The 23,508-nt window shown below is 51.5% G+C and carries 16 protein-coding genes, 1 tRNA gene and 8 pseudogenes; 14 read left to right on the top strand and 11 right to left on the bottom strand.

The window, feature by feature from the left end; translation table 11 throughout:
• Positions 1 to 61: 61 nt before the first annotated feature.
• Both O3W44_RS08095 and ppiB read right to left on the bottom strand, forming a co-directional pair.
• The gene (locus O3W44_RS08095; RefSeq protein WP_269292657.1) at positions 62 to 778 is read right to left on the bottom strand and encodes a UDP-2,3-diacylglucosamine diphosphatase; all 717 of its coding nucleotides are present in this window, start codon (positions 776 to 778) and stop codon (positions 62 to 64) included.
• The gene (gene ppiB / locus O3W44_RS08090) at positions 778 to 1,272 is read right to left on the bottom strand and encodes a peptidylprolyl isomerase B (RefSeq protein WP_269292656.1); all 495 of its coding nucleotides are present in this window, start codon (positions 1,270 to 1,272) and stop codon (positions 778 to 780) included. Before ppiB ends, O3W44_RS08095 begins: the two co-directional genes overlap by 1 nt.
• A gap of 215 nt (positions 1,273 to 1,487) precedes the next feature.
• On the opposite strand from ppiB, the pseudogene cysS reads away from it, so the two are divergent.
• Positions 1,488 to 2,872, top strand: a pseudogene (gene cysS / locus O3W44_RS08085) (cysteine--tRNA ligase).
• A gap of 180 nt (positions 2,873 to 3,052) precedes the next feature.
• Positions 3,053 to 3,283: pseudogene (locus O3W44_RS08080) on the top strand (integrase core domain-containing protein); the annotation flags it as partial.
• 62 nt (positions 3,284 to 3,345) lie between these two features.
• Here the strand turns inward: O3W44_RS08080 and ybcJ are convergent.
• The gene (ybcJ, locus tag O3W44_RS08075; RefSeq protein WP_269292655.1) at positions 3,346 to 3,558 is read right to left on the bottom strand and encodes a ribosome-associated protein YbcJ; all 213 of its coding nucleotides are present in this window, start codon (positions 3,556 to 3,558) and stop codon (positions 3,346 to 3,348) included.
• A complete protein-coding gene (folD, locus tag O3W44_RS08070) occupies positions 3,558 to 4,424 on the bottom strand; it encodes a bifunctional methylenetetrahydrofolate dehydrogenase/methenyltetrahydrofolate cyclohydrolase FolD (RefSeq protein WP_269292654.1) in 867 nt (288 codons plus the stop codon). Before folD ends, ybcJ begins: the two co-directional genes overlap by 1 nt.
• Positions 4,425 to 4,603: 179 nt before the next feature.
• Here folD and O3W44_RS08065 point away from each other — a divergent pair.
• Positions 4,604 to 4,680 (top strand) — tRNA-Arg (locus tag O3W44_RS08065).
• 15 nt (positions 4,681 to 4,695) lie between these two features.
• On the opposite strand, the pseudogene O3W44_RS08060 reads toward O3W44_RS08065, so the two are convergent.
• Positions 4,696 to 4,838: pseudogene (locus O3W44_RS08060) on the bottom strand (integrase); the annotation flags it as partial.
• Here O3W44_RS08060 and O3W44_RS08055 point away from each other — a divergent pair.
• Complete coding sequence (locus O3W44_RS08055) at positions 4,806 to 5,483, top strand: response regulator (RefSeq protein ID WP_269292653.1); 678 nt, start codon at positions 4,806 to 4,808, stop codon at positions 5,481 to 5,483. The pseudogene O3W44_RS08060 and the gene O3W44_RS08055 overlap by 33 nt on opposite strands.
• Positions 5,484 to 5,617: 134 nt before the next feature.
• Here O3W44_RS08055 and O3W44_RS08050 read toward each other — a convergent pair whose 3' ends face one another.
• Both O3W44_RS08050 and O3W44_RS08045 read right to left on the bottom strand, forming a co-directional pair.
• Positions 5,618 to 5,872 (bottom strand): hypothetical protein, encoded by a 255-nt coding sequence (locus tag O3W44_RS08050; protein ID WP_269292652.1) that lies wholly within the window; start codon positions 5,870 to 5,872, stop codon positions 5,618 to 5,620.
• Positions 5,873 to 6,006: 134 nt separating this feature from the next.
• Positions 6,007 to 6,900 (bottom strand): lipid kinase, encoded by an 894-nt coding sequence (locus O3W44_RS08045; RefSeq protein ID WP_269294396.1) that lies wholly within the window; start codon positions 6,898 to 6,900, stop codon positions 6,007 to 6,009.
• Between the two features lie 180 nt (positions 6,901 to 7,080).
• Here O3W44_RS08045 and O3W44_RS08040 point away from each other — a divergent pair, with 180 nt between their 5' ends.
• From O3W44_RS08040 to O3W44_RS08025, 4 genes and pseudogenes are all read left to right on the top strand, one after another.
• Positions 7,081 to 7,371, top strand: a complete 291-nt coding sequence (locus O3W44_RS08040; protein ID WP_269292651.1) for a cupin domain-containing protein — start codon at positions 7,081 to 7,083, stop codon at positions 7,369 to 7,371.
• Positions 7,372 to 7,442: 71 nt separating this feature from the next.
• Entirely contained in the window at positions 7,443 to 7,640 is a 198-nt protein-coding gene (locus O3W44_RS08035; protein ID WP_269292650.1) for a hypothetical protein, read from the top strand.
• 142 nt (positions 7,641 to 7,782) lie between these two features.
• Positions 7,783 to 8,139 (top strand): annotated as a pseudogene (locus O3W44_RS24670) (DUF4186 domain-containing protein); the annotation flags it as partial.
• Positions 8,140 to 8,350: 211 nt separating this feature from the next.
• A complete protein-coding gene (locus O3W44_RS08025; RefSeq protein ID WP_269292648.1) occupies positions 8,351 to 8,668 on the top strand; it encodes a hypothetical protein in 318 nt (105 codons plus the stop codon).
• Positions 8,669 to 8,722: 54 nt separating this feature from the next.
• Here the strand turns inward: O3W44_RS08025 and O3W44_RS08020 are convergent.
• Positions 8,723 to 9,860: pseudogene (locus tag O3W44_RS08020) on the bottom strand (AI-2E family transporter).
• 291 nt (positions 9,861 to 10,151) lie between these two features.
• Here O3W44_RS08020 and O3W44_RS08015 point away from each other — a divergent pair.
• Positions 10,152 to 10,400 carry a hypothetical protein gene (locus O3W44_RS08015; RefSeq protein WP_269292647.1) on the top strand — a complete coding sequence of 83 codons (249 nt, stop codon included), beginning with the start codon at positions 10,152 to 10,154 and terminating at the stop codon, positions 10,398 to 10,400.
• An 18-nt stretch (positions 10,401 to 10,418) separates the two neighbouring features.
• On the opposite strand, the pseudogene O3W44_RS08010 reads toward O3W44_RS08015, so the two are convergent.
• Positions 10,419 to 14,193: pseudogene (locus O3W44_RS08010) on the bottom strand (FAD-dependent oxidoreductase).
• A 569-nt stretch (positions 14,194 to 14,762) separates the two neighbouring features.
• Here O3W44_RS08010 and O3W44_RS08005 point away from each other — a divergent pair.
• Positions 14,763 to 15,455 (top strand): DUF421 domain-containing protein, encoded by a 693-nt coding sequence (locus O3W44_RS08005; RefSeq protein WP_269292646.1) that lies wholly within the window; start codon positions 14,763 to 14,765, stop codon positions 15,453 to 15,455.
• 59 nt (positions 15,456 to 15,514) lie between these two features.
• On the opposite strand, the pseudogene O3W44_RS08000 reads toward O3W44_RS08005, so the two are convergent.
• A pseudogene (locus O3W44_RS08000) lies at positions 15,515 to 16,707 on the bottom strand (zinc-dependent alcohol dehydrogenase).
• A 217-nt stretch (positions 16,708 to 16,924) separates the two neighbouring features.
• Complete coding sequence (locus O3W44_RS07995) at positions 16,925 to 17,476, bottom strand: hypothetical protein (RefSeq protein ID WP_269292645.1); 552 nt, start codon at positions 17,474 to 17,476, stop codon at positions 16,925 to 16,927.
• A 455-nt stretch (positions 17,477 to 17,931) separates the two neighbouring features.
• Between O3W44_RS07995 and O3W44_RS07990 the strand changes: the two genes are divergently transcribed.
• The 4 genes and pseudogenes from O3W44_RS07990 (at position 17,932) to O3W44_RS07975 (ending at position 23,495) form a co-directional block, all read left to right on the top strand.
• Entirely contained in the window at positions 17,932 to 19,221 is a 1,290-nt protein-coding gene (locus O3W44_RS07990) for an HAAAP family serine/threonine permease (RefSeq protein ID WP_269292644.1), read from the top strand.
• Positions 19,222 to 20,096: 875 nt separating this feature from the next.
• Positions 20,097 to 20,507, top strand: a complete 411-nt coding sequence (locus O3W44_RS07985; protein ID WP_269292643.1) for an RcnB family protein — start codon at positions 20,097 to 20,099, stop codon at positions 20,505 to 20,507.
• 107 nt (positions 20,508 to 20,614) lie between these two features.
• Positions 20,615 to 21,448: a Cof-type HAD-IIB family hydrolase gene (locus O3W44_RS07980; RefSeq protein ID WP_269294395.1), complete on the top strand. Its 834-nt coding sequence runs from the start codon at positions 20,615 to 20,617 to the stop codon at positions 21,446 to 21,448.
• 119 nt (positions 21,449 to 21,567) lie between these two features.
• A pseudogene (locus O3W44_RS07975) lies at positions 21,568 to 23,495 on the top strand (methyl-accepting chemotaxis protein).
• Positions 23,496 to 23,508 lie beyond the last annotated feature (13 nt).

The raw sequence follows: 23,508 nt of genomic DNA, 5'->3' as shown, positions 1-23,508 counted from the left end.
ATGAGAAGAGCGCAAGGAAAACGGTTGCGTCGCGTGAAAATGGGCCTGTTCAATCCATTTTTTAAAAGTCGAAATCGATCAGCTGGATCCCACTGACGTCCAGTTGAAGCATCGAACCACGGCTGTGCCAGGCACCTAATACTGCCCGTTGGGCAGGCTGATTGTTTAGCGTCAGGCAATGAATTGCCGGACGGTGCGTATGCCCATGAATGAGCAGATTTACCTGCTGGCGCAGCATAGCTTCTTCAACGGCCTGTTGATTCACATCCATAATGGTGAGTGACTTATGCTGATTCGCCTGTTTACTGTCGGCGCGCATACGTGCCGCAATACGTTTGCGAATAAACAGGGGCAGAGCCAGAAATAGCCGCTGGATCCAGGGTTGATGCACTTTAGTCCGAAAGCGTTGATAACCCTGATCGTCAGTACATAACGTATCGCCATGCATAATCAGCAGTCGGTGGCCATAATGTTCCAGCACCTGCTCTTCTGGCAGTAATGTCATGCCGCTGGCATGCGCAAACCGGCGACCAAGCAGGAAATCACGGTTGCCGTGGATAAAATAGACCGGCACTGGCAGGGCGCGCAGGGCAGCAGCGATTTGTTGATGCAGCGGGTTGGGATCGTCATCGCCAATCCAGGCTTCAAACAGGTCGCCGAGAATATAGAGCGCGTCACAGTGTGGCGCTTCGCGCTGTAAAAAGTGCAGAAAACCGGCGGTAATCGCCGGTTCTTCCTGACACAGATGGAGATCTGCGATAAACAGCGTGCGCGACATTACTCGCTGACGGTCACTTTCTGAATGATAACGTCATCTTTTGGCACATCCTGATGCATGCCGCTGCGGCCCGTTGAAACCGCTTTGATTTTTTCAACGACATCCATGCCTTCAACCACTTCGGCAAACACACAGTAACCCCAGCCTTGCAGGCTTTCGTCACGGAAGTTCAGGAAGTCGTTGTCTGCTACGTTAATGAAAAACTGCGCAGTGGCTGAGTGTGGAGCAGAAGTACGCGCCATTGCCAGCGTGCCACGGGTATTTTTCAGACCGTTGTTGGCTTCGTTACGAATCTCTTCCCGGGTGGCTTTTTGTTTCATGCCAGGCTCAAAGCCGCCGCCCTGAATCATAAAGCCATTAATAACGCGGTGGAAAATGGTATTGTCGTAGAAACCTTCACGGCAATAATCCAGAAAGTTCTGTACGGTTGCCGGCGCTTTGTCATCGAAGGTTTTGATCACGATATCGCCATGGTTCGTCTGGAAAGTTACCATTTTTGTTGTCCTGTAAAGGTGGTCATCAGTCGCTAAGGCTACGTCATTTGATCACGCGGCCATTTTTCTCGACGCTTCTTATAACATAATTTCCGCTGACGCGTCAGCAAGGCGGCGCAGTTGGCTTGCTTTGCGTCGCGCGAGCGTTAAAAATACGGCACAATATCGGGCTAACCAAAAAGTGCCAGTCGCACACGTCAATACGGAAACGTTCAATGCTTAAGATTTATAACACCCTGAGTCGACAGAAAGAGGAATTCAAACCCATTCATGCCGGTAAAATCGGTATGTATGTTTGCGGCATCACGGTGTATGACCTCTGTCACATTGGTCATGGGCGAACGTTTGTCGCATTTGATGTCGTTTCACGTTACTTACGCTATGTCGGGTATGAACTTAATTATGTGCGCAATATTACCGACATTGATGACAAAATTATCAAGCGCGCCAATGAAAATGGTGAAAGCATTGAAACGCTGACTAATCGCATGATTACCGAAATGCATAAAGATTTTGCCGCACTCGGCATTTTACCGCCGGATGCAGAGCCACGTGCGACGCGCCATATTGCGGAGATTATTGCGCTGGTCGAAAAGCTGATTGCGCGTGGTCATGCTTATGTCGCAGAGAATGGCGACGTGATGTTTGATGTCATGAGCGATACGGATTATGGCATGTTGTCACGTCAGGATCTTGAGCAGCTACAGGCGGGCGCCCGCGTTGAAGTGGCAGAAGTGAAGCGCAATCCAATGGATTTCGTGCTGTGGAAAATGTCTAAAGCGGATGAACCCGCCTGGCCTTCGCCGTGGGGCAAGGGGCGCCCGGGCTGGCACATTGAGTGTTCTGCAATGAACTGCAAGCAGCTCGGTGAGCATTTTGATATTCATGGCGGCGGCTCGGACCTGATGTTTCCGCACCATGAAAACGAAATTGCCCAGTCAGGCTGTGCGCACGACGGCCCCTACGTGAATTACTGGATGCACTCCGGCATGGTGATGGTCGATCGCGAGAAAATGTCTAAATCACTCGGCAATTTCTTTACCGTGCGGGACGTATTGCAGCATTACGACGCTGAAACCGTGCGTTACTTCCTGATGTCAGGCCACTATCGCAGCCAGCTTAACTATGGCGAAGATAACCTGAACCAGGCGCGAGCAGCATTAGAACGCCTTTATACTGCATTGCGCCATACTGACAGCCGCGTAGCCCCGGGTGGCGGTGAGGCATTCGATGCGCGTTTCCGCGCGGCAATGGATGATGACTTCAATACACCAGAAGCCTATTCCGTCCTGTTCGACATGGCGCGTGAAGTGAACCGACTGAAAAGCGAAGACAGCGCATCGGCGAACGCGCTGGCCGCCAGCCTGCGTGAGATCGCCAACGTGCTGGGCATTCTGCAACAGGACCCTGAGCAGTTCCTGCAAAGCGGTGCGCAGGTCAACGATGATGAAGTCGCAGAGATCGAACACTGGGTTAAAACGCGTGCCGAAGCGCGTGCAGCAAAAGAATGGGCGCAAGCTGATATCGCCCGCGATAAGCTGAATGAGCTTGGCGTTATCGTTGAAGACGGCCCCAGGGATCAACCTGGCGACGCAAATAAAATAAAAAGGGCGAGTCATCGCCCTTTTTAATGGCTGTGACCTGCGTTGACACATTTTCCAGAGGCTTTAAGGAGAATGTGATGAAACAGTATGTTAAACGCACCCAGCGTGATTATCCTTTGTCCTTTAAGCTGTCTGTTGTGGAGCAGGTCGAAAAAGGGGAAATGTTCCAGTCGGTGCACGAAAAGCACGGTCTTATCTGCTCAATGACGGACGGCTACCCCTGTTATCAGAATTCACTTGCGGAAAGAGTAAACGGGATACTTAAAAAATGAGTTCCTGCTGACGCGTCCGGCAGACCCTGAGCAGTCGCGAAAGTGGTGGATGAACCAGTGAAGATCTATAACAGTCAGCGGCCACATCTGTCGCTAAAGGACAAAACGCCTGATGCAGTGCATCAGGCGTTTTAAAGGCATAAAAGTGTCAACCTGTGCCAGAACTGGTCACTGTATTAAAGATTAGTTTGCAAAAATCAAGCAATGACAGTGACGCGTTGACCTGCAAACTCAACGGTTTGCCCTGGAAAGATTTTGCAGCGTTTACGGGTTTCGACTTCACCATCAACGCGCACTTCGCCATCAGCAATGACGACTTTAGCCTGTGCTCCGCTTTCTACCCAGCCTTCCAGTTTAAGCAAATCACACAGATCGACGTGCGGGAATTTCCCCAGGGAGAAGTTTGCCATTATGCCTTTCCTCCGTCGTGATATTCTTCACAAGCCTGCAGCGTGTTCTGAATCAGGGTAGCAACGGTCATTGGGCCTACACCGCCAGGCACCGGCGTGATAAAGGAAGCACGTTCTGAGGCCGCTTCGAAATCAACATCGCCGACCACTTTGCCACTCTCTAAACGGTTGATGCCCACATCAATCACGATGGCGCCCGGTTTGATCCAGTCGCCTGGAATAAAGCCAGGCTTACCAACAGCAACCACCAGCAGATCGGCGTGCTCGACGTGATGGCGCAAATCTTTGGTGAAGCGATGCGTAACGGTGGTGGTGCAACCCGCCAGCAGCAGTTCCATGCTCATTGGACGACCTACAATATTAGATGCGCCCACCACAACGGCATTCAGGCCGTAAGTATCAATGTTATAGCGTTCCAGCAGCGTAACGATACCGCGTGGCGTACAGGGACGCAGTTTTGGTGCACGCTGACACAGGCGACCCACGTTGTAAGGATGAAAACCATCAACATCTTTGGTGGGGGTAATACGTTCCAGCACTTTGACGTTGTCGATACCTGCTGGCAGCGGCAGTTGTACCAGGATGCCATCAATTTCGTGGTCGTCATTCAGTTCATCAATCAGCTGTAGCAACTCGGCTTCGCTGGTGGTAGCGGGGAGATCGTAAGAGCGGGAAGTAAAACCTACTTCTTCGCAGGCGCGGCGTTTGCTGCCGACATAGATTTGCGATGCAGGGTTTTCGCCGACCAGAACGACTGCCAGACCGGGTGCACGTTTACCGACTGCCAGACGCTGCCTTACTTTTTCCGCAACCTCAAGACGCACCTGCTGCGCAATCGTTTTACCGTCAATAATTTTTGCTGCCATCAGAGAGGAAATCCACTGTATTGTGTTGAATCGGGGAAGGGTGCTATTTTGTCAGAAGCGCGCCGTGCTGTCAGGTTTTGAATTGCTGACATTGTCTTAAACTTCAGCAACCATTCTTGTGTGAAGGCCAAAAACGTTGACTCAGGCGGGTCGGCCCGTATAATCCACGCCATCTCCACGCGCCCTTAGCTCAGCTGGATAGAGCACCGGCCTTCTAAGCCGTAGGTCACAGGTTCGAATCCTGTAGGGCGTGCCATTATCTTTCAATGATTTACGCAAGTTTCAATCCCACCTGATTTCCCCCTTGTGTCGTATTTGTGTCGCTTTCCCCAAAAGTGAGTCAATTTTGCGCGCATGCTCCGTTAAAGGATTCGGTGCCAGGTGCGCATAACGACGCACCATTTCGATCGTCTGCTGCTGGCGCGCCAGCTACAGTGGCTTGGGCAGCAGGCGGAGCTGGCTGCTGATGGCTATGAAGCCCTCAACTTATGGCAGAAACAGGCATTCGATATCATTATCACCGACTGCAACATGCCTAATCTGAACGGTTATCAGCTCACGCGGATTTTGCGTGAATCGGAAGAAGAGCAAGGCCGCAAACGGGCCTGGATCATAGGTTTTACCGCCAGTGCTATGCATGAAGTGATGCAACTCTGCTTAGAGGCGGGCATGAATAGCTGCCTGTTTAAGCCTTTTTCTATTAATGGGCTGACGCGGGCGCTGCATCAATCCAGCAACGGGTTTATCTCGGCAACTCAGGAGGCTGACGAGCAGGCGCAGCCGGAAGTCTCTGACCTGATGGATGTCTACATGCTTGAACTGATGGTCACCACGTTGAAAGAGGATCTGGCCATGATTACTCAACTCACCCTGCGAGAGCATCGCGTGGAAGTGGCTGAGCTGGCGCACGTATTGCAGGAAGCGTACGATGCGCCCGGCAGAATGCCCTGGCGGATGCCTGCCTCTGCCTTGAAACGCAGTGCCGTGACGAGGCGGTATGCGTGGATACGCTTGAGCCGTTTTTTGAGGCATTACTTTTGCGCCTCGAAAACTATCTGATCCGTCTGCAGGAAGTCAAAAAGCTGGCAGAGGTGGCAGAAAAACGGGATTAACACGTTGAAAGTCGCTAAAAACTACCCTTGCAGGATCAACATCCATGAAACTGAATACAGCCACCTTACGTGGCTGTTAATTTATTGTCCGCCCAGCAGGCGTATCACTTTTTGCTTAATGGTTTCCAGATACGCCAGACTGGCATCGTCCGGGTTTTCACTTTGCATGGCTGAAAACCCTTTGTCGAAAACATCAGCAACGGAATAGCCTTCGCCCGCCAGCGGATTAAGCACATTCGCGATAACGCCTAAAGCTACTTCAAGTGAGAGGATCCTCTCGTGGTTTTCCAGATTTTCCTGCTCCAGTTCAGCAATTCTTGCTTCTAAATCGCTCATGCTACTTGCCCTCTTTATTCATCAATTATTCACTCTCTATGGTAGTTCAATCGTCCGCGACGCTGAAGAGCCCTGGGGTAAGCAGAATCGGCAGAACGGTGAATGCCGGGCGGGAATACCCTGAAAAACACGCTTTAACGGACGGCGAACACGCTGATGGCTTTGTTCATCAGGCGAAAATGTGCTGGTGTCTGACCAATAATTTCGCCATCGGCATTGATATAGTGCGGGCGGCGCGTATGCAGTGTGAGCGATGTGGTGCTGAATGTCCTGACGTTACGCCAGCGCCCCTGTAAGCCGCGGCGCAAAAAAGGAAACAGTGCGAGCATCTGCCACCAGTGTGCAATCTCCAGGCTGTAAACGTCGAGCAAACCATCATCGGGCGCGGCGCTTCGCTCAACTGTCATACCGCCGCCGTAAAAGCGACCGTTGCCCACAGAAACCTGCACCGTTTTAATCGGGATCGCGTGGCCTTCATGGATCAATGTGGCGCTAAAGGGGCGACTCTGGCGCAAAAGGCGAAAGGCTGCCAGGGCGTAGCCGCCAACTCCCCAGCGTTTCTTTGATTCAGCCGTCAGGTTATGCGCCAGCTCAGCCGAAAAGCCAATGCTGGATACATTCAAAAAAAGATGCCCATTCACCTCCCCTAAATCTACATCACGTTGCTGTCCGGCGGTGATGATATTTACTGCCTGTTCCAGATCTGGCGGAATGCCCAGCGTGCGGGCAAAATCATTCGCTGTTCCTAGCGGCAGAATGCCCAGCGGCAACCCTGTCTTAAGTAAGCCGGGAGCCGCTGCGTTGAGTGTGCCGTCGCCACCGCCCACAATGACAAAACTGACGCGTGCGGAAAAGGCGACAATCAGCTCAGCGTATGTTCGGTTGTCATCTTCGTCTGGCTCAATGACCGCAATATTTGATTTCATCAGCAAAGCACGGGCGCGCTGTTTTTCATGACGGCCTTTACGTGAATGATGATTAATCAGTAAAAGTGCTGTTTTGCCTGGCGATACCTTCTGTTCCGGCATGGTTATCCATTTTTTGTTCTGTTTTAAACGATACGGTGGCAGAAAGTACAGCATTCACACGCCCCAGGTACAACCTTGCTTGCGCTAATTTACGTAGCAGGTTTAACACGTGAGCAGTGTGGATTTAGTGCCGGGCCATCCTTGACTATGCTTAAAGCAGGCCATAATTCAGGAGGCGATATGACCGAGCAAGAATTCCGAAAAGCATTAGCGGAGAATGGATTTGACGAGCCGGTACTCGTCGAGCGTAAACCTGGCACCCGGCTCGATAATCATATGCATCCTTTTGAGATGATGGCGTTCATTATGAGCGGCGACATCACTCTATTTACTGAACACAGCGAAAACACTTATCAGGCCGGGCAGATTTTTCACCTTCAGGCTAATGAGCTACACCGTGAGGCGTTCGGCCCGCAGGGCGTTCGTTACCTCTCTGGGCGCAAAAATAGCGGCCAGACACTGCATTCGTGAGATACCGCACGTCAGATTCACTGAAGGTAGCTATAGTTAACAGACCAACAACAGCGTCGATGGAGGTCATTATGTCTGAACGTCCCGATTATGAAGAGCCAGTACCTGATGATGCCGAATATCCGGCATACGAAGATGATGAAGAAGAGCTACCAGAGGGCGCGGATGAAGATATCGATCCGCTTGAGGATGATGAAGATGGTGACGTAATTGATCCGCTTGAAGATGAAGATGGTAACGACTTTCCCGAGCCCGCTAAAGACATTTAATATCACAAACCGCCTGCGGGCGGTTTTTACATTGCAGTGAACGTCAGATTTCAACACAGGCACTCCTTCTCCGCTATCACGATACCTGCCCGCCGTTTTCTGCTTTTGCCCGTTGCATTTTTGTCAAAACAATTGAGGTGCCATGACGCAACTTGATGATCTTTTTCAACGCCTTTCACGCTCGCCTTTTCGCCAGCGATTTGCATTAGGCAGCGCAGAATATGCGTACTGCCTGAACAAAGGTGAAGCCGGAGTGCGTGAGCACGCCGCTGATTTTATTAAACAAAGGCTGGCGGAAGCCGAGCCTGTAAATGATGGCAAACAAACGCCGATGCGTGGTCATCCGGTGTTCATTGCTCAGCACGCCACAGCAACATGTTGCCGGGGATGTCTGAGTAAGTGGCATAACATTCCTCAACATCAGGCGTTAACGGCTAAACAGCAAGCCTGGGCGGTAGACGTCATTTTGCACTGGCTTCAACTGCAAATGCAGAAACCCGCTCCGGTGGCAAAAAAGCCTAAAGCAAAAAAATCAGCCCCAGGATCAGCAACAGCTCAATTTGCTGTGACGGACAGATATCTTGTCAGATGGCGAATTTTTCGCCACTTAAACCCCATTTTTGATTCCCGGTTTATTCTTAAATCTTTCCAGTACCGCCTGTGCCAGGATAAAAAACTGACACGGCACTTTCGATTTAAAAGAGGGAATTATGAAGAAAACAATTATTGCACTGTCTGCACTTTTACTGGCATCACCTGTTTTCGCGGCAACCACAACCGACAACACGGTAGCGGAAGCGCATAAAGGCGCGGACACCGCCAAAGAGAAACTGCATCAGTCTCAGCACAAAGGTGAAGAGCTCAATCTTAAAGCAAAACATGCGGCGGAAGGCAAAAGCAATGCCACCAGCAGCAAGATTGAGGAAGGTACGCAAAAGACCTGGAATAGCACCAAAGAAGGCGCTGAGAAAGGCTGGGATAAAACCAGGCAGGGCGCTGAAGAGCTGAAGAACAAAGCGACTAACTGATCAACGCAGTTCTGAAGGGCTGAAAACCCACCGTCCGGTGGGTTTTTTTATATGTCAGGCCGGGTTAACGCATTTATCCTTCTGCTGTGGTATCCAAATCTTTTTACCTTCTTCAATAAATTCTTCATTAATCGCTTCGCTGTTGTCCCGGTTATCACGTCCGGAAAGCAGATTCCAGCAGGCGATAAACAGGGCAGCAATTACCGGACCGATGACGAAGCCGTTGATACCGTAAATTTCGAGGCCACCCAGGGTGGTGATCAGCACAAGATAATCGGGCATTTTGGTATCTTTGCCTACCAGCAGCGGTCGCAGAATATTATCAACCAGTCCCACTATCACCACAAAGAAGCCCACCAGGAACAGACCTTTCCACAACGCGCTTGTGGCAAAAAGAAGATAGCGGCCGGTACCCAAATAATGGCGGAGCCTACTGCGGGGATCAGAGATAAAAAAAGCCATCAACGATCCCCATAACAGACTGCCATCAATATCGACAAACCAGAACGCCAGCCCCCCAGAATGCCCTGAACGAGGCCAACAACCACTGTACCTTTGACCGTCGCCCGTGATACGGCAGCAAACTTCATTAACAGGTGATGTTTGATATAGGTCGACAGTGGCAACGCTTCCAGAATCAAGTTCACCAGATGGGAGCCATCTTTCAGCAAAAAGAACAGCAGATAGAGCATGACGCCGAAGCCCACAGTAAAACTGAATGTGCCTCTGCCAATGATAAACATGCTGCCTGCGGCGTACTGTCCCCCTTGAGCGCCAGTCCCGATAACTTTTGCTGGATCGCTGTTGCGCTATCCAGATTATGCTCGGCGAGATAGTGCGTTGCCCAGTCGGGCAGATGCTGCATCAACTGAGCAAAAACGATCGGAAACTGCGTCGAGTTGGTTTGCAGTTTGGTGTATACCGTGTTGATTTCCACCGCCAGCGAAGAGGTGATGATTGCCAGCGGTGTAAAAACAATTAAACAGATACACAGCAAGGTCAGCAGCGATGCCAGTCCGTTGCGATCGCTCAGTCTGGTGCGCAGGAACGTTTTGAGCGGGTGGAAAATAACGGTCAGCACCGCTGCCCATAAAATCGGGGAAAAATAGGGAGCTAATACCTCGAAGAAAGCAACCGTAACGATGGCCAAAATCAGCAGGAAAAACCCCATGCTCAGTCCTTTAAAGCGCATTGAAAAACCTCATGTAAAATCTCTCCTGGTGTGCCTGAATTCCGCCGGGTTACAGCGTTAACGCAGTAATGAAAAGCATGCGTAACCGGGCATGAGAAAGCGTTTTTAACGTCAACCTGGATTAGCGTAGCGTTTTCGCCGCAAAAGGTGAGCAACAATCTTAAGAGATTATGCCGGGTGCCGATAAAAGCATCAGTAACATAACGCGAGTAGAGCAGATGAAAAGATTTATCTCAACGCTGAAAACCGGACTGCTGGCGGGCGCACTATCCGCAGGCACCCGCCGTCACAATGGAAGAAACCACGGCATTTGATTGGAAAGTTATTGAGCAGCAGATCGCCAAAACGCACAGCATCCAGAATGAAATTGTCCAAACTGATCGTTACGATGCCCTGGTATTGGGTTTAGTGGGCGACTTTAGCCCAGGCAAGAGGCTGGCAAAGCATTCAGCGACGCAAAAAGCGGATGCGCGGCTGAATCTGCTGGATAGGTTAAAAACGGCCAAATGCCACTGGCATAAGAAGCAGGGCCAGCCCTGACGGACTGGCCCCGTTTTTTCAGACGCGAGTGCTTTGGGAGGGCAACTGCATTTTCACGTTTTCTGCTGCCCGTTTACCGGCGAGAAAAGCGTGGTCAGAATTGTAATATTCCCACTCGCTGTAGCGGCCAGACAGGTGAATATCCTGAGCTAACAACCACTGGCGAATCAGTGTCACATTTGCCGTACGGGCGTGATCGTATACCACGTACGCATAGGGCATATCGACCTGAGTAGCCGAGATAATCGTGTCTTCAGGGCGGATCATACCCACCTTGATACAATCTTCGCGACAGCGTTCAATTAACGCATCGCCTTGCAGCGGCAGCGGCTTATCTTTGCTGTAGGTCATTTCACAGGTCAGGCCAAATCCGCCGGGCGCATTACAATGCGGGCTGGCGTTGCCCTGCACAAAGATACGGTGGAACAGCGTATCGCCTGGATAGTAAATCCAGTGCTTCTCGGTCAGGTTGGTACGATCAATACCCAGGTTCACACAGCGCACAGAGACGTAACGCAACTTTTTGGCGGCCAGCTGTATGTTTTCTGGCACTTCATCGCCCATCAGTTTGATCAGCTCCGGCAGCGGCATCGTGCTAATCAACTGTTCATAGCGATAGTGGCGACCATCTGCCAGCGTGGCGATATGCGCCTGAGGCAGAATTTTTACCAGTTTAGCGTTGGTCTCAAGCGTACATTTTAAATGAGGCAAAAAGCCTGACATCAGTGCCTGGAAACCACCGCGCAGAGGGTAACCAAAGCGGGCATTGGGACCGACCGGTTTAGCCAGCGGTTGCAGTGCGCCATCAATGATTTGCGCCAGATCGGGCAAAGGTACCCGGCCTCCAAGCCAGGAGGTTTCCATCTCAGACAGCGGCACTTTCCACAGCTTTTTGTTGTAGGGCAGGGCGAAATGCCGGGCAATGCCTTTTCCCCAGGTACGCATAATAAACTGCTCGAAATCCTCTGTTTTTTCTTCGCTGTCAAGTGCGTTGATATCGCCATCGGGTATCGCGCCATCGGCACAGCAATCCCGGCGCTGGCGTGCTACACCAAGCGGCAGGGTACGCGCTTCGGTTTCGCCGTAGCGCGCATCAATCGCACCAAGAATGCACTCTTTTACCACCTCGGCGGGTAAACCATACAGGGAAGACTGGAAAGGATAGCGCGTGTAAACGCCGTCGTTATAGACCCAGGCTTCACGCTCCTGCCAGTGCAGGTTATCGCCCAGCAGCATGTCATAAAGTTGCAGGACGTAAGGGTCCTGCGAAAACATGATGTGCCCGGCGTAATCGAAGGTAAAACCGTTATCTTCGATGGAGCGACACCAGCCGCCAGGCGTGGCATTTTTTCTAATACCACAGCCCCCTCGCCATAGTGATAACCCGCACTCAGTCCGGTCGGACCGGCACCGATAATCAAACACGGCACGGTTTCAGCTTCTTCGGTCGCAGAGGTTAACCAGGTCACCGCCGGGGTGATTTCAGCTGGTTCACCGTTGCGCTGGGCGGCGTCGTTTTCAGATATCAGCGCCTGTTGCATGAGCGTATGGATGCGCTCAACGGTGCTGTTCCATGAGGTTGCGGCTACTTTCTTCTGCATTTTTTCAGCCAGAGCGGCCCGTTCAGTGGGGCTTAAGCGTAAAGCCTCTTCACAGGCCTGAATAAACGCTTCCGGCGAGCGCGCCACCGCCACCAGATCGGCATAATGACGTTCAACATCAATAATCGCAGTACTGACAATCGGCAGCTGCGCCGCCATATATTCCAGCACCTTCGTCGGCGAAATGTAGCGCGTGGAGGCATTGAGCGCGAAAGGCATCAGGCAGACATCCCAGCCGGCAAGAAACTGCGGCAGAGCCTGGTAAGGTTGCTGGCCTAACCAGTGAATATTCTGGCGCTGCGGTAAGCTGGCAGGATCAATTTTTACTACCGGGCCAACCATAATAATTTGCCATTCAGGATGGCTGTCGGCCAGGGCGGCAATCAACGGCAGGTCGATACGTTCATCCAGCACACCGTAATAGCCCAGGCGCAGCGGCGGAAGAGTATCCTGCAAGGGATGATGATTATTACGATCCAGCGCCTGTTCAAAATGAATAGCATCCACGCTGCTGGGGAAGCAGTGCACCTGCGGATGTTTACTCTTTTTCGCTTCGTACAGGCTGGTCCCACCGGTAAAGACCAGGTCGGCCCGCGTCAGCAGAGCGGATTCACGCTGCTGTAACTGGCGCGGCGCCTGATGGAACGCAGACAGCTCATCCATACAGTCATAGATCACCAGGCCTGGCTTAAAGGGTGTTAACAGAGGCAGTGCCATCGGGGTATAAAACCACACCAGCGGGCGTTCATCTTCTTCGACCAGTGCGGCGAGCAGAAGCTGAAGTGATGCAATCTGGCTGTCATGAAATCCCGGGGCGTCGATATCAGTATGCGGCTGAATTACCGTGATGTTTGCCGCAGGCGAACTTTCGATCAATCCTGGTGGCCCCGCCTGAAACAGCGGCTCTTCAATAAATAAAATTCGGTAATGCTGGGCCAGACGCGTCAGTAAATGTTGTGGGCGTTGGAAAACAAATCCCCAGCGTAAATGGCTAAATACGATTAATGTAGGTTGCTTCATGTTGTTCTCCTGATCGGGCCGCCTGGATAAGATGAGAGTCTGGAAATGCTGTAATGACTGCTGCGTTTGGCGTAGCGCGCGGGCATAAGGCTGTTGCAACTGACGGGCAAAGGGATCCGGTCCCAGCCGATCCAGATCCCAAAGCCCACTGCGAGCCCAAAAGAGGGATCCTCCCACAGTGGGCGGTCGATAATGGGGTAAAGACAGATGCCGAGTATCTCGACACCGGCTAACTGTGCCTGAGCAACCTCTGCACCCACTTCTGTTATCCAGGCGCCGCGACCGCTGCCAACATGGCTGGTCTCTGCCACCAGCAGTGGTCGTTGGTAGCGTTGATAAACGGTCTCCAGCATCTCGTGCATGGGGATCCGTTGCGCATCGGCCAGGTGCCAGAACAGACGACGGTTAGTGGTCATTTCCCACTGATTATCGTGGTAGTAGTTCACGCCAAGCAGATCGAGATAATGCGGCGCACCGCCTAATTCAGGCGCGACCCGACCTGCCAGCATATCCCAGGCCTGATACTGGGCCTCGCATAACATTGCCGTCTCCTGTCGGCAGCTATCGCTATCCTGATCGGGCACGATGTGAATCAGCGGATCGCAATGCATAATGCGTGCGCGGGGATCGGCCTGCCAGATGGCGTCACAGGCGGCCAGTGTGGCACGCACCAGCTGTCGTTTAGCGGCATCCGCGAGTACTTCTTCCGGCATATCGGGGCGGGAAAACAATCCCACTGATATGCCCCAGCTGAGAAAAGAGATCTCGTTCATGGGGGAATAGACTGGGGCTTCGTCATACCAGGGCGCCAGAAAACGCGCCAGTTCGCCGCAAAAGGTGGCGAAACGGGAAACAAATTCATCAGAAAACAGATCGATGTCGGTGGGCCAGCCGTAATGACAAAGGGTCCAGCTTAACTGAATGCCGTGCTGTTTCGCTGCCTGCATGCGCAGCGCAACGGAAGAGAAATCATAGCTGTCATCGCGTTCACATAAGCGCCAGCCAACGCTTTCACGCGCGGTATGAATAGCAAACTGTTTGAGCGCAGCGTAATCTTCATTGCATCGGGTCAGATGCGCATTAATCTCGTACATCGACAGGGGTTCACCCTGAGTATTAATATGATCGGCCCCTTCATAACCGGCCTGCCAAAAGCTGAAAAATGGCGTCATCTCTTCCCCTCTGCTGAAAAAAGCAAAAGCAACCGTTGAGTCGGCTATGTGCGTCAGATGAAAAGCAATGCAAAGCTGAGGCCTGGCCTTTTGAGGTGATCAGGCGATCCGTGCTAAAAGCGATGATCGCTCAGCCGAAGGATGAGGATGCTCGCAGGCGTGAGGGATAGCGCGGTGAGGTATTAACGCTATCGGGGTGTTGAATTTTAATGACTTCTCTGGCTCGCCGTTGGCGACTGGAAGCCTTACTGGAAAGTATAGGTAAAGGGGGATAGTACAAGGTATTGAAGTAAAAAGAAAAAGCAAAGCGGCAATTTAATTCCAGTCAATTTCAGGAAAAGCCTTTGTAAACAATAAAATTAGGGCAGTAAGCGAATCGCGGCTTTTGCAGGCAGGGGCAGAGGTCTTTCATCTTTTCGGCGGGGCTTTTATACCCTGCATGGGATAACGGAACCGTCAGACTTTTGCAACTTGCGACAGGCTTTATTATTGTAGGATTCGATAATTAGCAATCAAAAGAAGCGACGGATGAACCGCTCAGGCTTCTGGCTTCAAGGACGTTTACCAACATGTTCTCATTCGACTGGCATCGATTTTTACTCAATGACCAACCGGCAACCTTTCTGTTTGAAGTTATCGTCCGGGTACTGCTTGCTTACATTGTGGTATTCACTTTTTTAAAAATATCGGGCAGACGCGGGATCCGTCAGCTTTCCCTGTTTGAGTTGGTCGTTATTCTGACGCTGGGCTCAGCGTCCGGTGATGTGACTTTCTATGATGATGTGCCGGTGCTGCCGGTGATTATGGTGTTTATCGTGCTGCTGAGTTTGTATCGCTTTACCACCTACCTGACGGCGCGCAGTGCCCGCGTATCAAAGTGGATCCAGGGCAACGTGATTACGCTTATTCAGGACGGGCTGTATGAGCTTCAGAGCCTGGACAATCTAAACATTTCTGAAGATGAGTTTTTCATGGAGCTGCGACAAGAGGGCGTTGAACATCTCGGTCAGGTGCGGCTGGCACTGATTGAAGTTGATGGTCAGTTGAGCCTCTATTTCTTTAATGATGACGAGATGCGGGCGGGACTCAGCGTGTTACCACCGGCGCATCGGCAGGATTTTACTCAGGTGCCGAAAACCGGCCTCTATGCCTGTACCCACTGCGGTCAGACAGAGGAGATCGCGGCGCAGCAGCGTAAGGTTTGCCCACGCTGCACCGCACAATTATGGTCTGCTGCGCTGAATACGCGTCGGCTGCATTAACGCTTCACGGGATAATCTGAATGGAAAGGGCGACAGTGGCAGGCTGTCGCCCTACCGCTTTACAGCGTGGCTTGTGTGGCTCCCATGCCCGGTACCAAAATAACTTTGCGGCAATCCTCTTTGCGTTTCTCAAAAATCTCATAACCCCGTGCAGCATCTTCCAGCGGCATGTGATGCGTCACGATCTCTTCCGGTGTCAGTAAGCCTTGCTCAATCAGTTTCAGCAGCTCAGGCAGGTAAGCGTGAACATGGGTCTGCCCCATTTTAAATGTGAGCCCTTTATCGAAGGCATCACCAAACAAAAAGCCGTGAATAAAGCCAGCATACACGCCCGGCACGCTGACAATACCGCCACGTCGGACCGCGGCGATACACTGGCGCAGTGCTTTGCCGCTGCTGCCTTCCAGTTTCAGATTACTGAGTACGGTTTCAGTGAGGCTGCCTTTGGCCTCAAAGCCAATCGCATCGATTACCGCATCCACACCGCGACGCCCTTCGCTGTGATCAATAATCCAGCCAGCGGGATCGTCAATCTTGTCGAAATTAATCGGGATCGCGCCGTAACGATCGCGCGCAAACGCCAGACGATAATCGTTGTGATCGATCATGTAAATTTGCTCAGCGCCCAGAAAACGGGCGCAGGCGGCGCTCAGTAAACCGACCGGCCCGGCGCCAAATATGGCCACGCTTGAACCTTGTTTTATTTCGGCGTTTTTCACCGCCTGCCACGCTGTTGGTAAAATATCGGTAAGAAACAGCACTTTTTCATCAGGCAGGGTCAGCGGGACTTTGAACGGGCCGACATTGGCTTTTGGCACACGCACATATTCCGCTTGTCCGCCCGGCACGCCGCCATAAAGTTTGCTGTAGCCAAACAGCGCGGCAGGCGGGGTAATATTTTTGCGGTTTAATATCGCGCCTCTTCCGCTGTTGGTATTTTCGCAGGCTGCATACTGGCTCAGATGACAAAAAAGCAGTCGCCACAGGCGATCACAAAGGGAATGACCACACGATCGCCTTTGGCGACAGCCGTAACGGCGCTGCCGGTTTCGACCACTTCACCCATGAACTCATGACCAAAAATATCGCCATGGCCGGTTCCCGGTATTTTTCCGCGATACAGGTGTAAATCGGATCCGCAAATTGCCGTCGCGGTGACGCGCAGAATGATGTCATCATCTGCTTCAATGCTGGGATCGGGCACGTTATCAACGCTGACTTTATGTGGGCCGTGATAAGTTAACGCTTTCATCTGTTCGACTCCTTTGATCAGTGAATTGCCGTGTTGTAAAGGCATTTAAAGGTCGGCGGCAATTTCGGGGCAAGTAGAGGCATAAAAATGTGGGAAAAGGATTTCCGGTTTTTGCGACCTGCAGTGAAGTGTAGCCAGTTGAGGTTAAGTAAGCAGAGCGGCTGCGTTGAAGCCGCTTAAATGGACGGCAAGGCACTGGCTGAGGAAAACGGAAGATTCAGGTGGATAAGATGTCTGCCTGATGCCAGCCGAGCGCATTCACAATGGCGCGGCGATAGGCGGTATCGATCTGTGGAGGCACCTGTTCAATGTAGCGTCGGGCGTGCTCACGTTTGTCGCCATTGAGCTGCTGAAGGTAGTTGATGACCTCTTCGACGCCGGGAACGCGTCCTTCAGTTGACGCTATGCGCGCGGGCAGCGCCGTCCAAATCAGCGCATCAATCGCTTTGTGCCTTGCCCACGCTTGCAGTGGCCCGGTCGTAGTATGATCCACTAACATGATGCCGACCCCATCCACGCGTTCTGCCGGTATGCCTTCACGTTCGCGTAATGCTTTGCAGGCAACGTCCAGTGAAGCGGTAGCCAGCAATGCCCAAAATACGTTTACCGGCTCAGCATTGAGACAGAGTGCGGTGGCGACTTCACCACCATCGCTAATGCGGACAAATTCAACCGGCACCGTTGGCCCATCCGCATACCAGCTTCCTGCGACGGGCAACAGGCCGGGTTTCCAGATCAGCGATCCCCAACCAAGGCAGGCAATTTTCATCCTTCTGTCTCCTGAATATGGTGAATGAATAACAAACAGTATGATTAAAGCGTAGCTGGCAATGCGAAGCGGTGAAAAAAATCACATCTTTTCATCAGTAAGCCTTGCTGCCGTCAGGTGTTGCATTATTTATCTGTTAATGGTCATTGTTCGCTTATTTTTTGTTCGTGATGCACAGAATGCGCATAAACACCCAGCTTTACTTGAATTGAAAGTGTCAGTTAGTGTAAAAAGAGCAGGGCGCAATCGTTTACGTCTGAGCGACGTAAACGATTTTTTTATTTAAGCCGCGTGAAACGCAGAAGCGTTGAAATTTACGTTAAGATGCGCCCGCGCTGTCGCTAATCAGGTCGTATTTGTCCTCGTCCCGGTAAAGAAGGGGAGGCGGCAAATGGAAGTCAATTTTGCAGCCTGCGTATGCGAGAGCAGTGACTGCATGTTTTTTGGATTACCAGATGAAAACCACTCAAACCGGCACGCTGGGTGCCATTGAGACGCCAGAACAACAAGGCTGGCGTAAAACCGATACCCTGTGGATGCTGGGATTATATGGCACTGCCATTGGCGCTGGCGTGTTATTCCTGCCGATCAACGCGGGCGTTGGTGGCTTGCTGCCGTTAATCGTCATGGCAGTTCTCGCCTTTCCCCTGACGTTCTTCGCGCATCGTGCCCTGACGCGCTTCGTACTCTCCGGTAAAAATCCCACGGGTGATATCACTGAGGTAGTAGAAGAGCATTTTGGCGCAGGGGCCGGTAACGTCATTACGCTGCTCTACTTTTTTGCTGTCTATCCTATTTTGCTGATGTACAGCGTGGCCATAACGAATACGGTAGAGAGCTTAATCGTTAATCAACTGGGTTTAGTGGCACCGCCGCGAGTGCTGCTGTCGCTGATATTAATCACTGGCATGATGATGATTGTGCGTTTCGGTGAGCGCGTGATTGTTAAGGCGATGAGCGTACTGGTTTATCCCTTCGTGGCGGTGTTAATGCTGATGGCATGTTATTTAATTCCCCACTGGCACGGTGCCGCGCTGCAAACACTTAATCTTCCTGCTTCCGGCGGTAAAGGCTTGTGGATGACGCTGTGGCTGGCGATTCCGGTGATGGTGTTTTCGTTTAATCACTCGCCGATTATCTCCTCTTTTGCCGTTGCCAAACGTGAAGAGTATGGAGAGGAGGCCGATAAAAAGTGTTCGCGCATTTTGGCATATTCACACCTGCTAATGGTGGCAACGGTGATGTTCTTTGTCTTTAGCTGTGTGCTCAGCCTGTCGCCTGACGATCTGCATGCAGCAAAAGCACAAAATATTACGATCCTTTCTTACCTTGCGAATCATTTCAGGGTGCCGGTCATCGCCTGGCTGGGACCGGTTATCGCTATCGTCGCGATCACCAAATCCTTTCTTGGACACTATTTAGGTGCTCGCGAAGGGTTTAACGGACTGGTTAATAAGGCGCTGCGCAGTCAGGGCAAAAGCGTTGCGCCGGATAAACTCAACCGTTTAACGTCGCTGTTTATGCTGCTGACAACCTGGCTGGTAGCAACGCTTGATCCCAATATTCTCAGTATGATTGAGACGCTTGGTGGGCCAGTGATTGCGGTTATTCTGTTCTTAATGCCGATGTATGCCATTCACAAAGTTCCGGCAATGCGTCAATACAGTGGCAAACTCAGTAACCTGTTTGTGGTACTGACTGGCCTGGTGGCTATCTCTGCGATTTTCTTTTCACTGATGCGTTAATTCCTACGGTCAGGACGGGCACATCTGTCAGCCCTGACCGTAAGCCTGCCAGATTTTCATTTCCCCGCCTCACTTTCCTGATTCTTTTGTTAAGCATAAGAATAAATTTTCCTTAACTCACTTTTCAGGTAAGAAAATAAACGGCTCAGGCAGGCACAAAAAAACAGACAGGCTAAAACGGTAAAGAAAAGTCCACCGCGAAGCGGTAGCAACCTGAGTTGATATATATCTGGCTGCAGGGGCGTTATTTTTTTACGGATCTGGTCAGAGCACAGACCTATTTTGGCTTTTTCAGTGAGTTTTATTTTGTCCTTATTCCTGATTTTTTCTGCTGCACAAAAAGGTTATTTTAACAACGCGCAAGATATGAAAACTTTTTACTTAATGTGATATTTTTTCATCCAACAGGGGCGACAGAAGTGTTATTCTTTATGCGCAACGCTAGTGATGTGGTGTTGTGTGCTTCAGTTTTCCCTTGATTTCATTAAGGGTTTTACCCCGTCAGGTTGGTATGGATAGTTAATCCCCGATCGTTATCGATCGGGTTTTTATTTTCCGTCTTTTTCTACATTATTCAATTTCCTTTTATTCTGTCATTACGGTTATAAATAGCTGGGTTATCTTTTTTATCGGTATTTAATCAGAAAAATCCCAATCACTGCGCTCTATTTTCCCTGCATGTCTTTGCCAGCGGTAATAAATGCTTTGAACCATGCTATGTCAGAGATTATGAAAATTGTTAAGAAAGCGATAAGCATGCGTAATAGTGTGTAAGTTACCGTTCTTTAAGACTTTTGGAGATGCTGAATACCCCCTATATGGATAATAGTGTTTTCAACGGCGCTTCATCAGCCGTTACCATTGGAGGTCGTACCATGAAAAAAACAACATTAACGCTTATTGCGTCACTTTTAACATGCAGCACACTTTTTTCAGCCGCGAGCCGGGCTGATGGTCCAGGCGATCATCAGGGTCAGCAGTGGGAGCGTCATGGCGGCGGTGATCGTCATGATGACCATGGCCGTGGGCCTGATCACGGCGGTTCGCGCGGCGATCACCGCAACGATCATGACCATTTTGCCTGGAACGGCCATGATTTTCGTCGTGGTCACGCGGTGCCACATGAATATCGTGGCGACCGCTATCGCGTAGATGACTGGCATGACCGGGGCTTACGTGAACCACCTCGCGGTGAACACTGGGCTTATATCGACGGTAATTACGTATTAATTGCAGCAGCGACCGGCGTTATCACATCATTGATCCTGGGCAACGCTTTGCATTAATTTCCCACCGGATGGTGTCAGCCATCCGGGTTTCTCTCTGCTTTCTCTTCTCACCAGGCTATTCTCACAGTCGAATCTCTGTATCCCTTTGCATTTAAGGAGTCATGATGACGACGGTTAAAATGGTTGCGGTAGATATGGACGGCACTTTTCTGGACGATAACAAGCAGTACAACCGATCCCGTTTTCTCGCCTGCTATCAACAGCTAAAAGCCCGCGACATTAAATTTGTTGTCGCCAGCGGCAATCAGTATTACCAGCTTAAATCCTTCTTTCCTGAAATTGCCCGTGAGATCGCTTTTGTGGCGGAAAATGGTGCGTGGATTATCGATCGCGATGAAGAACTTTTTTGTGGTGCATTTTCACGCCGCGACATCATTGCCGTTATCGACACGCTGAAAAACGGAGACTATCCACAATTACGCTATCTGCTGTGTGGGCGTAACAGCGCCTATTATTTCGATGATACCGATGAAAAATGGCTGGCTAAGATGCGTCATTATTGCCACCGCCTGAGACATATCAGCAGCATCGATGAGGTTGCAGATGACAAGCTGTTTAAATTTGCGCTTAATCTGTCTGATGATTATGTCGAGCCGCTCATGGCAGATATTGCGCGCCTGCATCACGGCGCGGCTGCGGCCACCTCCAGCGGTCACGGCTCGGTCGATTTAATCGTGCCGGGCCATCACAAAGCGCATGGCCTGAACCTGCTGGCACAACGCTGGGGGATTTCGCATGATGCGGTATTGGCTTTTGGTGACGGCGGCAACGATCTCGAAATGCTCAGGCAATCTGGCTTTAGTTTCGCCATGGCAAATGCACCGCAGCGAATCAAAGAGGCCACGCGCTATCTTGCGCCGGGCAACAACGACCAGGGCGTGTTACAGGTTATCGAACAGATGTTGGCGGGCGAGCCACCTTTTGCCATGCATTCGTAATCCGGGCTGAATTTATCCCTGACTTTGCCGATATTCGATAACGAAGGAACGCATTTATACAAGCCGCAGAGCTTTCTTATCTCCGTCATCGTCGTTGTCTCGGTAAGTAAGGATAAATTATGGTTCCAACTCGTTTGGCCGCCCGGATAACCCTGGGTGGTCTGCTGCTGTTGTGCATTACAACAGCGATTGTTTTTTTACGCTGATGCTGCGTGGGCAACCGCGTGTTATCGAAGCCAGTCACACACTTATTCAACAGGCGGGCGGCAATCTGGTCAGCCAGTTGAATCAGCAACTGGTGGGTATTGAAGGCGAAGCTGCCAGCATGGCGCGTCTGGCTGAAGTGCTGCCGCACGACGTTTCGTTGTGGCAAACCACTTTCCCACACATCATCGACAGCCTGGGCAACCACACGATTGCTGGCGGCGGCATCTGGCCTGAACCTGATGCTTATACTGCAGGCGTAGCGCGCCGCAGTTTTTTCTGGGCCAGAGAGGCGAACGGGGTTTTAAATTACTCTGAGGGCTATAACGAGGCCGGCAGCAGCGGCTATCACAACGAAAGTTGGTACAGTGCGGCACGCAATGCACCGCGCGATCGCTGTAGCTGGTCTGAGGTTTATCAGGATGCAGTCTCAGGCGTAAAAATGGTGACCTGTAGCGTGCCGTATCGCGCAGGTGACACATTTGCGGGGGTCGCCACGCTGGATGTGCAGTTAGATAATCTCGGTGGCTTTATGGAAAGCAAGGGCAGCGTGACGGGCGGCTATGCCTTTGCGCTTGATGCCGCAGGTAACCTGCTCTATTTCCCAGGGCAGGATGCTACATCGCTCACCACGCTAACGGCGCTGGCGCAGAAGAAGAGCTGGCTGGCCCCGTTAGTCAGCAGTGTGAACAGCCTGAAAGCCGGCAGCAATATAGTGTCACGGGATAACTTTGACGATCAGCATTTGCAGCAAACCGCAGACGTAACGCTGTTTCGTATGGCAGGCACCGGCTGGATAATCGGCCTGGTCACGCCTGATAAAGAGGTGAGCGGGCTGGCGCGCAGCATGATGCGTGACATTTTTACTTTCCTGATCCCGGCGATGATTATCCTGCTGCTATTAACCTGGTGGTTTACCAAACGCATCGGCCAGCGGTTGCGTACCACGCACTATGCGCTGGATGAAATTGCAAATGGTGATGGTGATTTAACGCGACGTTTGGCGAAAAGCGGACGTGATGAGCTGGCAGATATTGCCGGTGCATTTAACAGCTTCGTTGATAAAATTGCCGGTGTGATTACGCGGGTACAGGGCAGTGGAGAGACCGTGGCGGCGAATGCTTCAGGACTGGCGCAGAGCAATCAGGCACTGTCAGAAAAAATTGCCGAGCAGGCTGCTGCGTTAGAGCAAAGTGCGGCGGCAATGGAGCAGCTTAATGCCACGGTACAGCAAAATGCTGAAAACACCCGACTGGCCGATGCGGTGGCAGAACAGACGGCACAAATTGCCCGCAACAGCAGCGAGATGATGAGCGAAGTGGTGAATACCATGGGCGCGATTCGGTGCTCTTCGCGGCGCGTAGCGGAAATTCTCGGCGTTATCGACAGCATCGCGTTTCAGACCAATATTCTGGCGCTGAACGCGGCTGTCGAAGCTGCGCGTGCAGGCGAGCAGGGACGGGGCTTTGCCGTTGTCGCTTCAGAGGTCCGGGCGCTGGCGCAGCGTAGCGCAACAGCGGCACAGGAGATCAAGGCGTTGATCGCTGATTCTGACAGCAATGTGCTGGCGGGAAGCAAACTGGTCGAAGGCGCAGGTGGGCAACTCAGCCAGCTGGTAAACGATGTTTACAAAGTGAAGCAGGTGGTGAGTGAAATGCGCGTGGCAGGCGATGAGCAAAGCAAAGGCATTGCCGAGGTTACGCTGGCCGTATCTCAGATGGAGCGCAGCATTCAGCAAAACCTGATGCTGGTAACGCAAACCGCTGAAAATACTCAGGCGCTGCGTGATGAAGCCGCGCAGCTGGCGCAAGAGATTTCCGTTTTCAAAGTGGTTAACCGCTAAAAAGTATCCGGGC

It is taken from the genome of Pantoea sp. LMR881, from assembly GCF_027157825.1.
GTDB lineage: Bacteria > Pseudomonadota > Gammaproteobacteria > Enterobacterales > Enterobacteriaceae > Pantoea > Pantoea haifensis.
The sequence above is the reverse complement of the archived record's forward strand: the minus strand, read 5'-3'. Positions and strand labels throughout refer to the sequence as shown.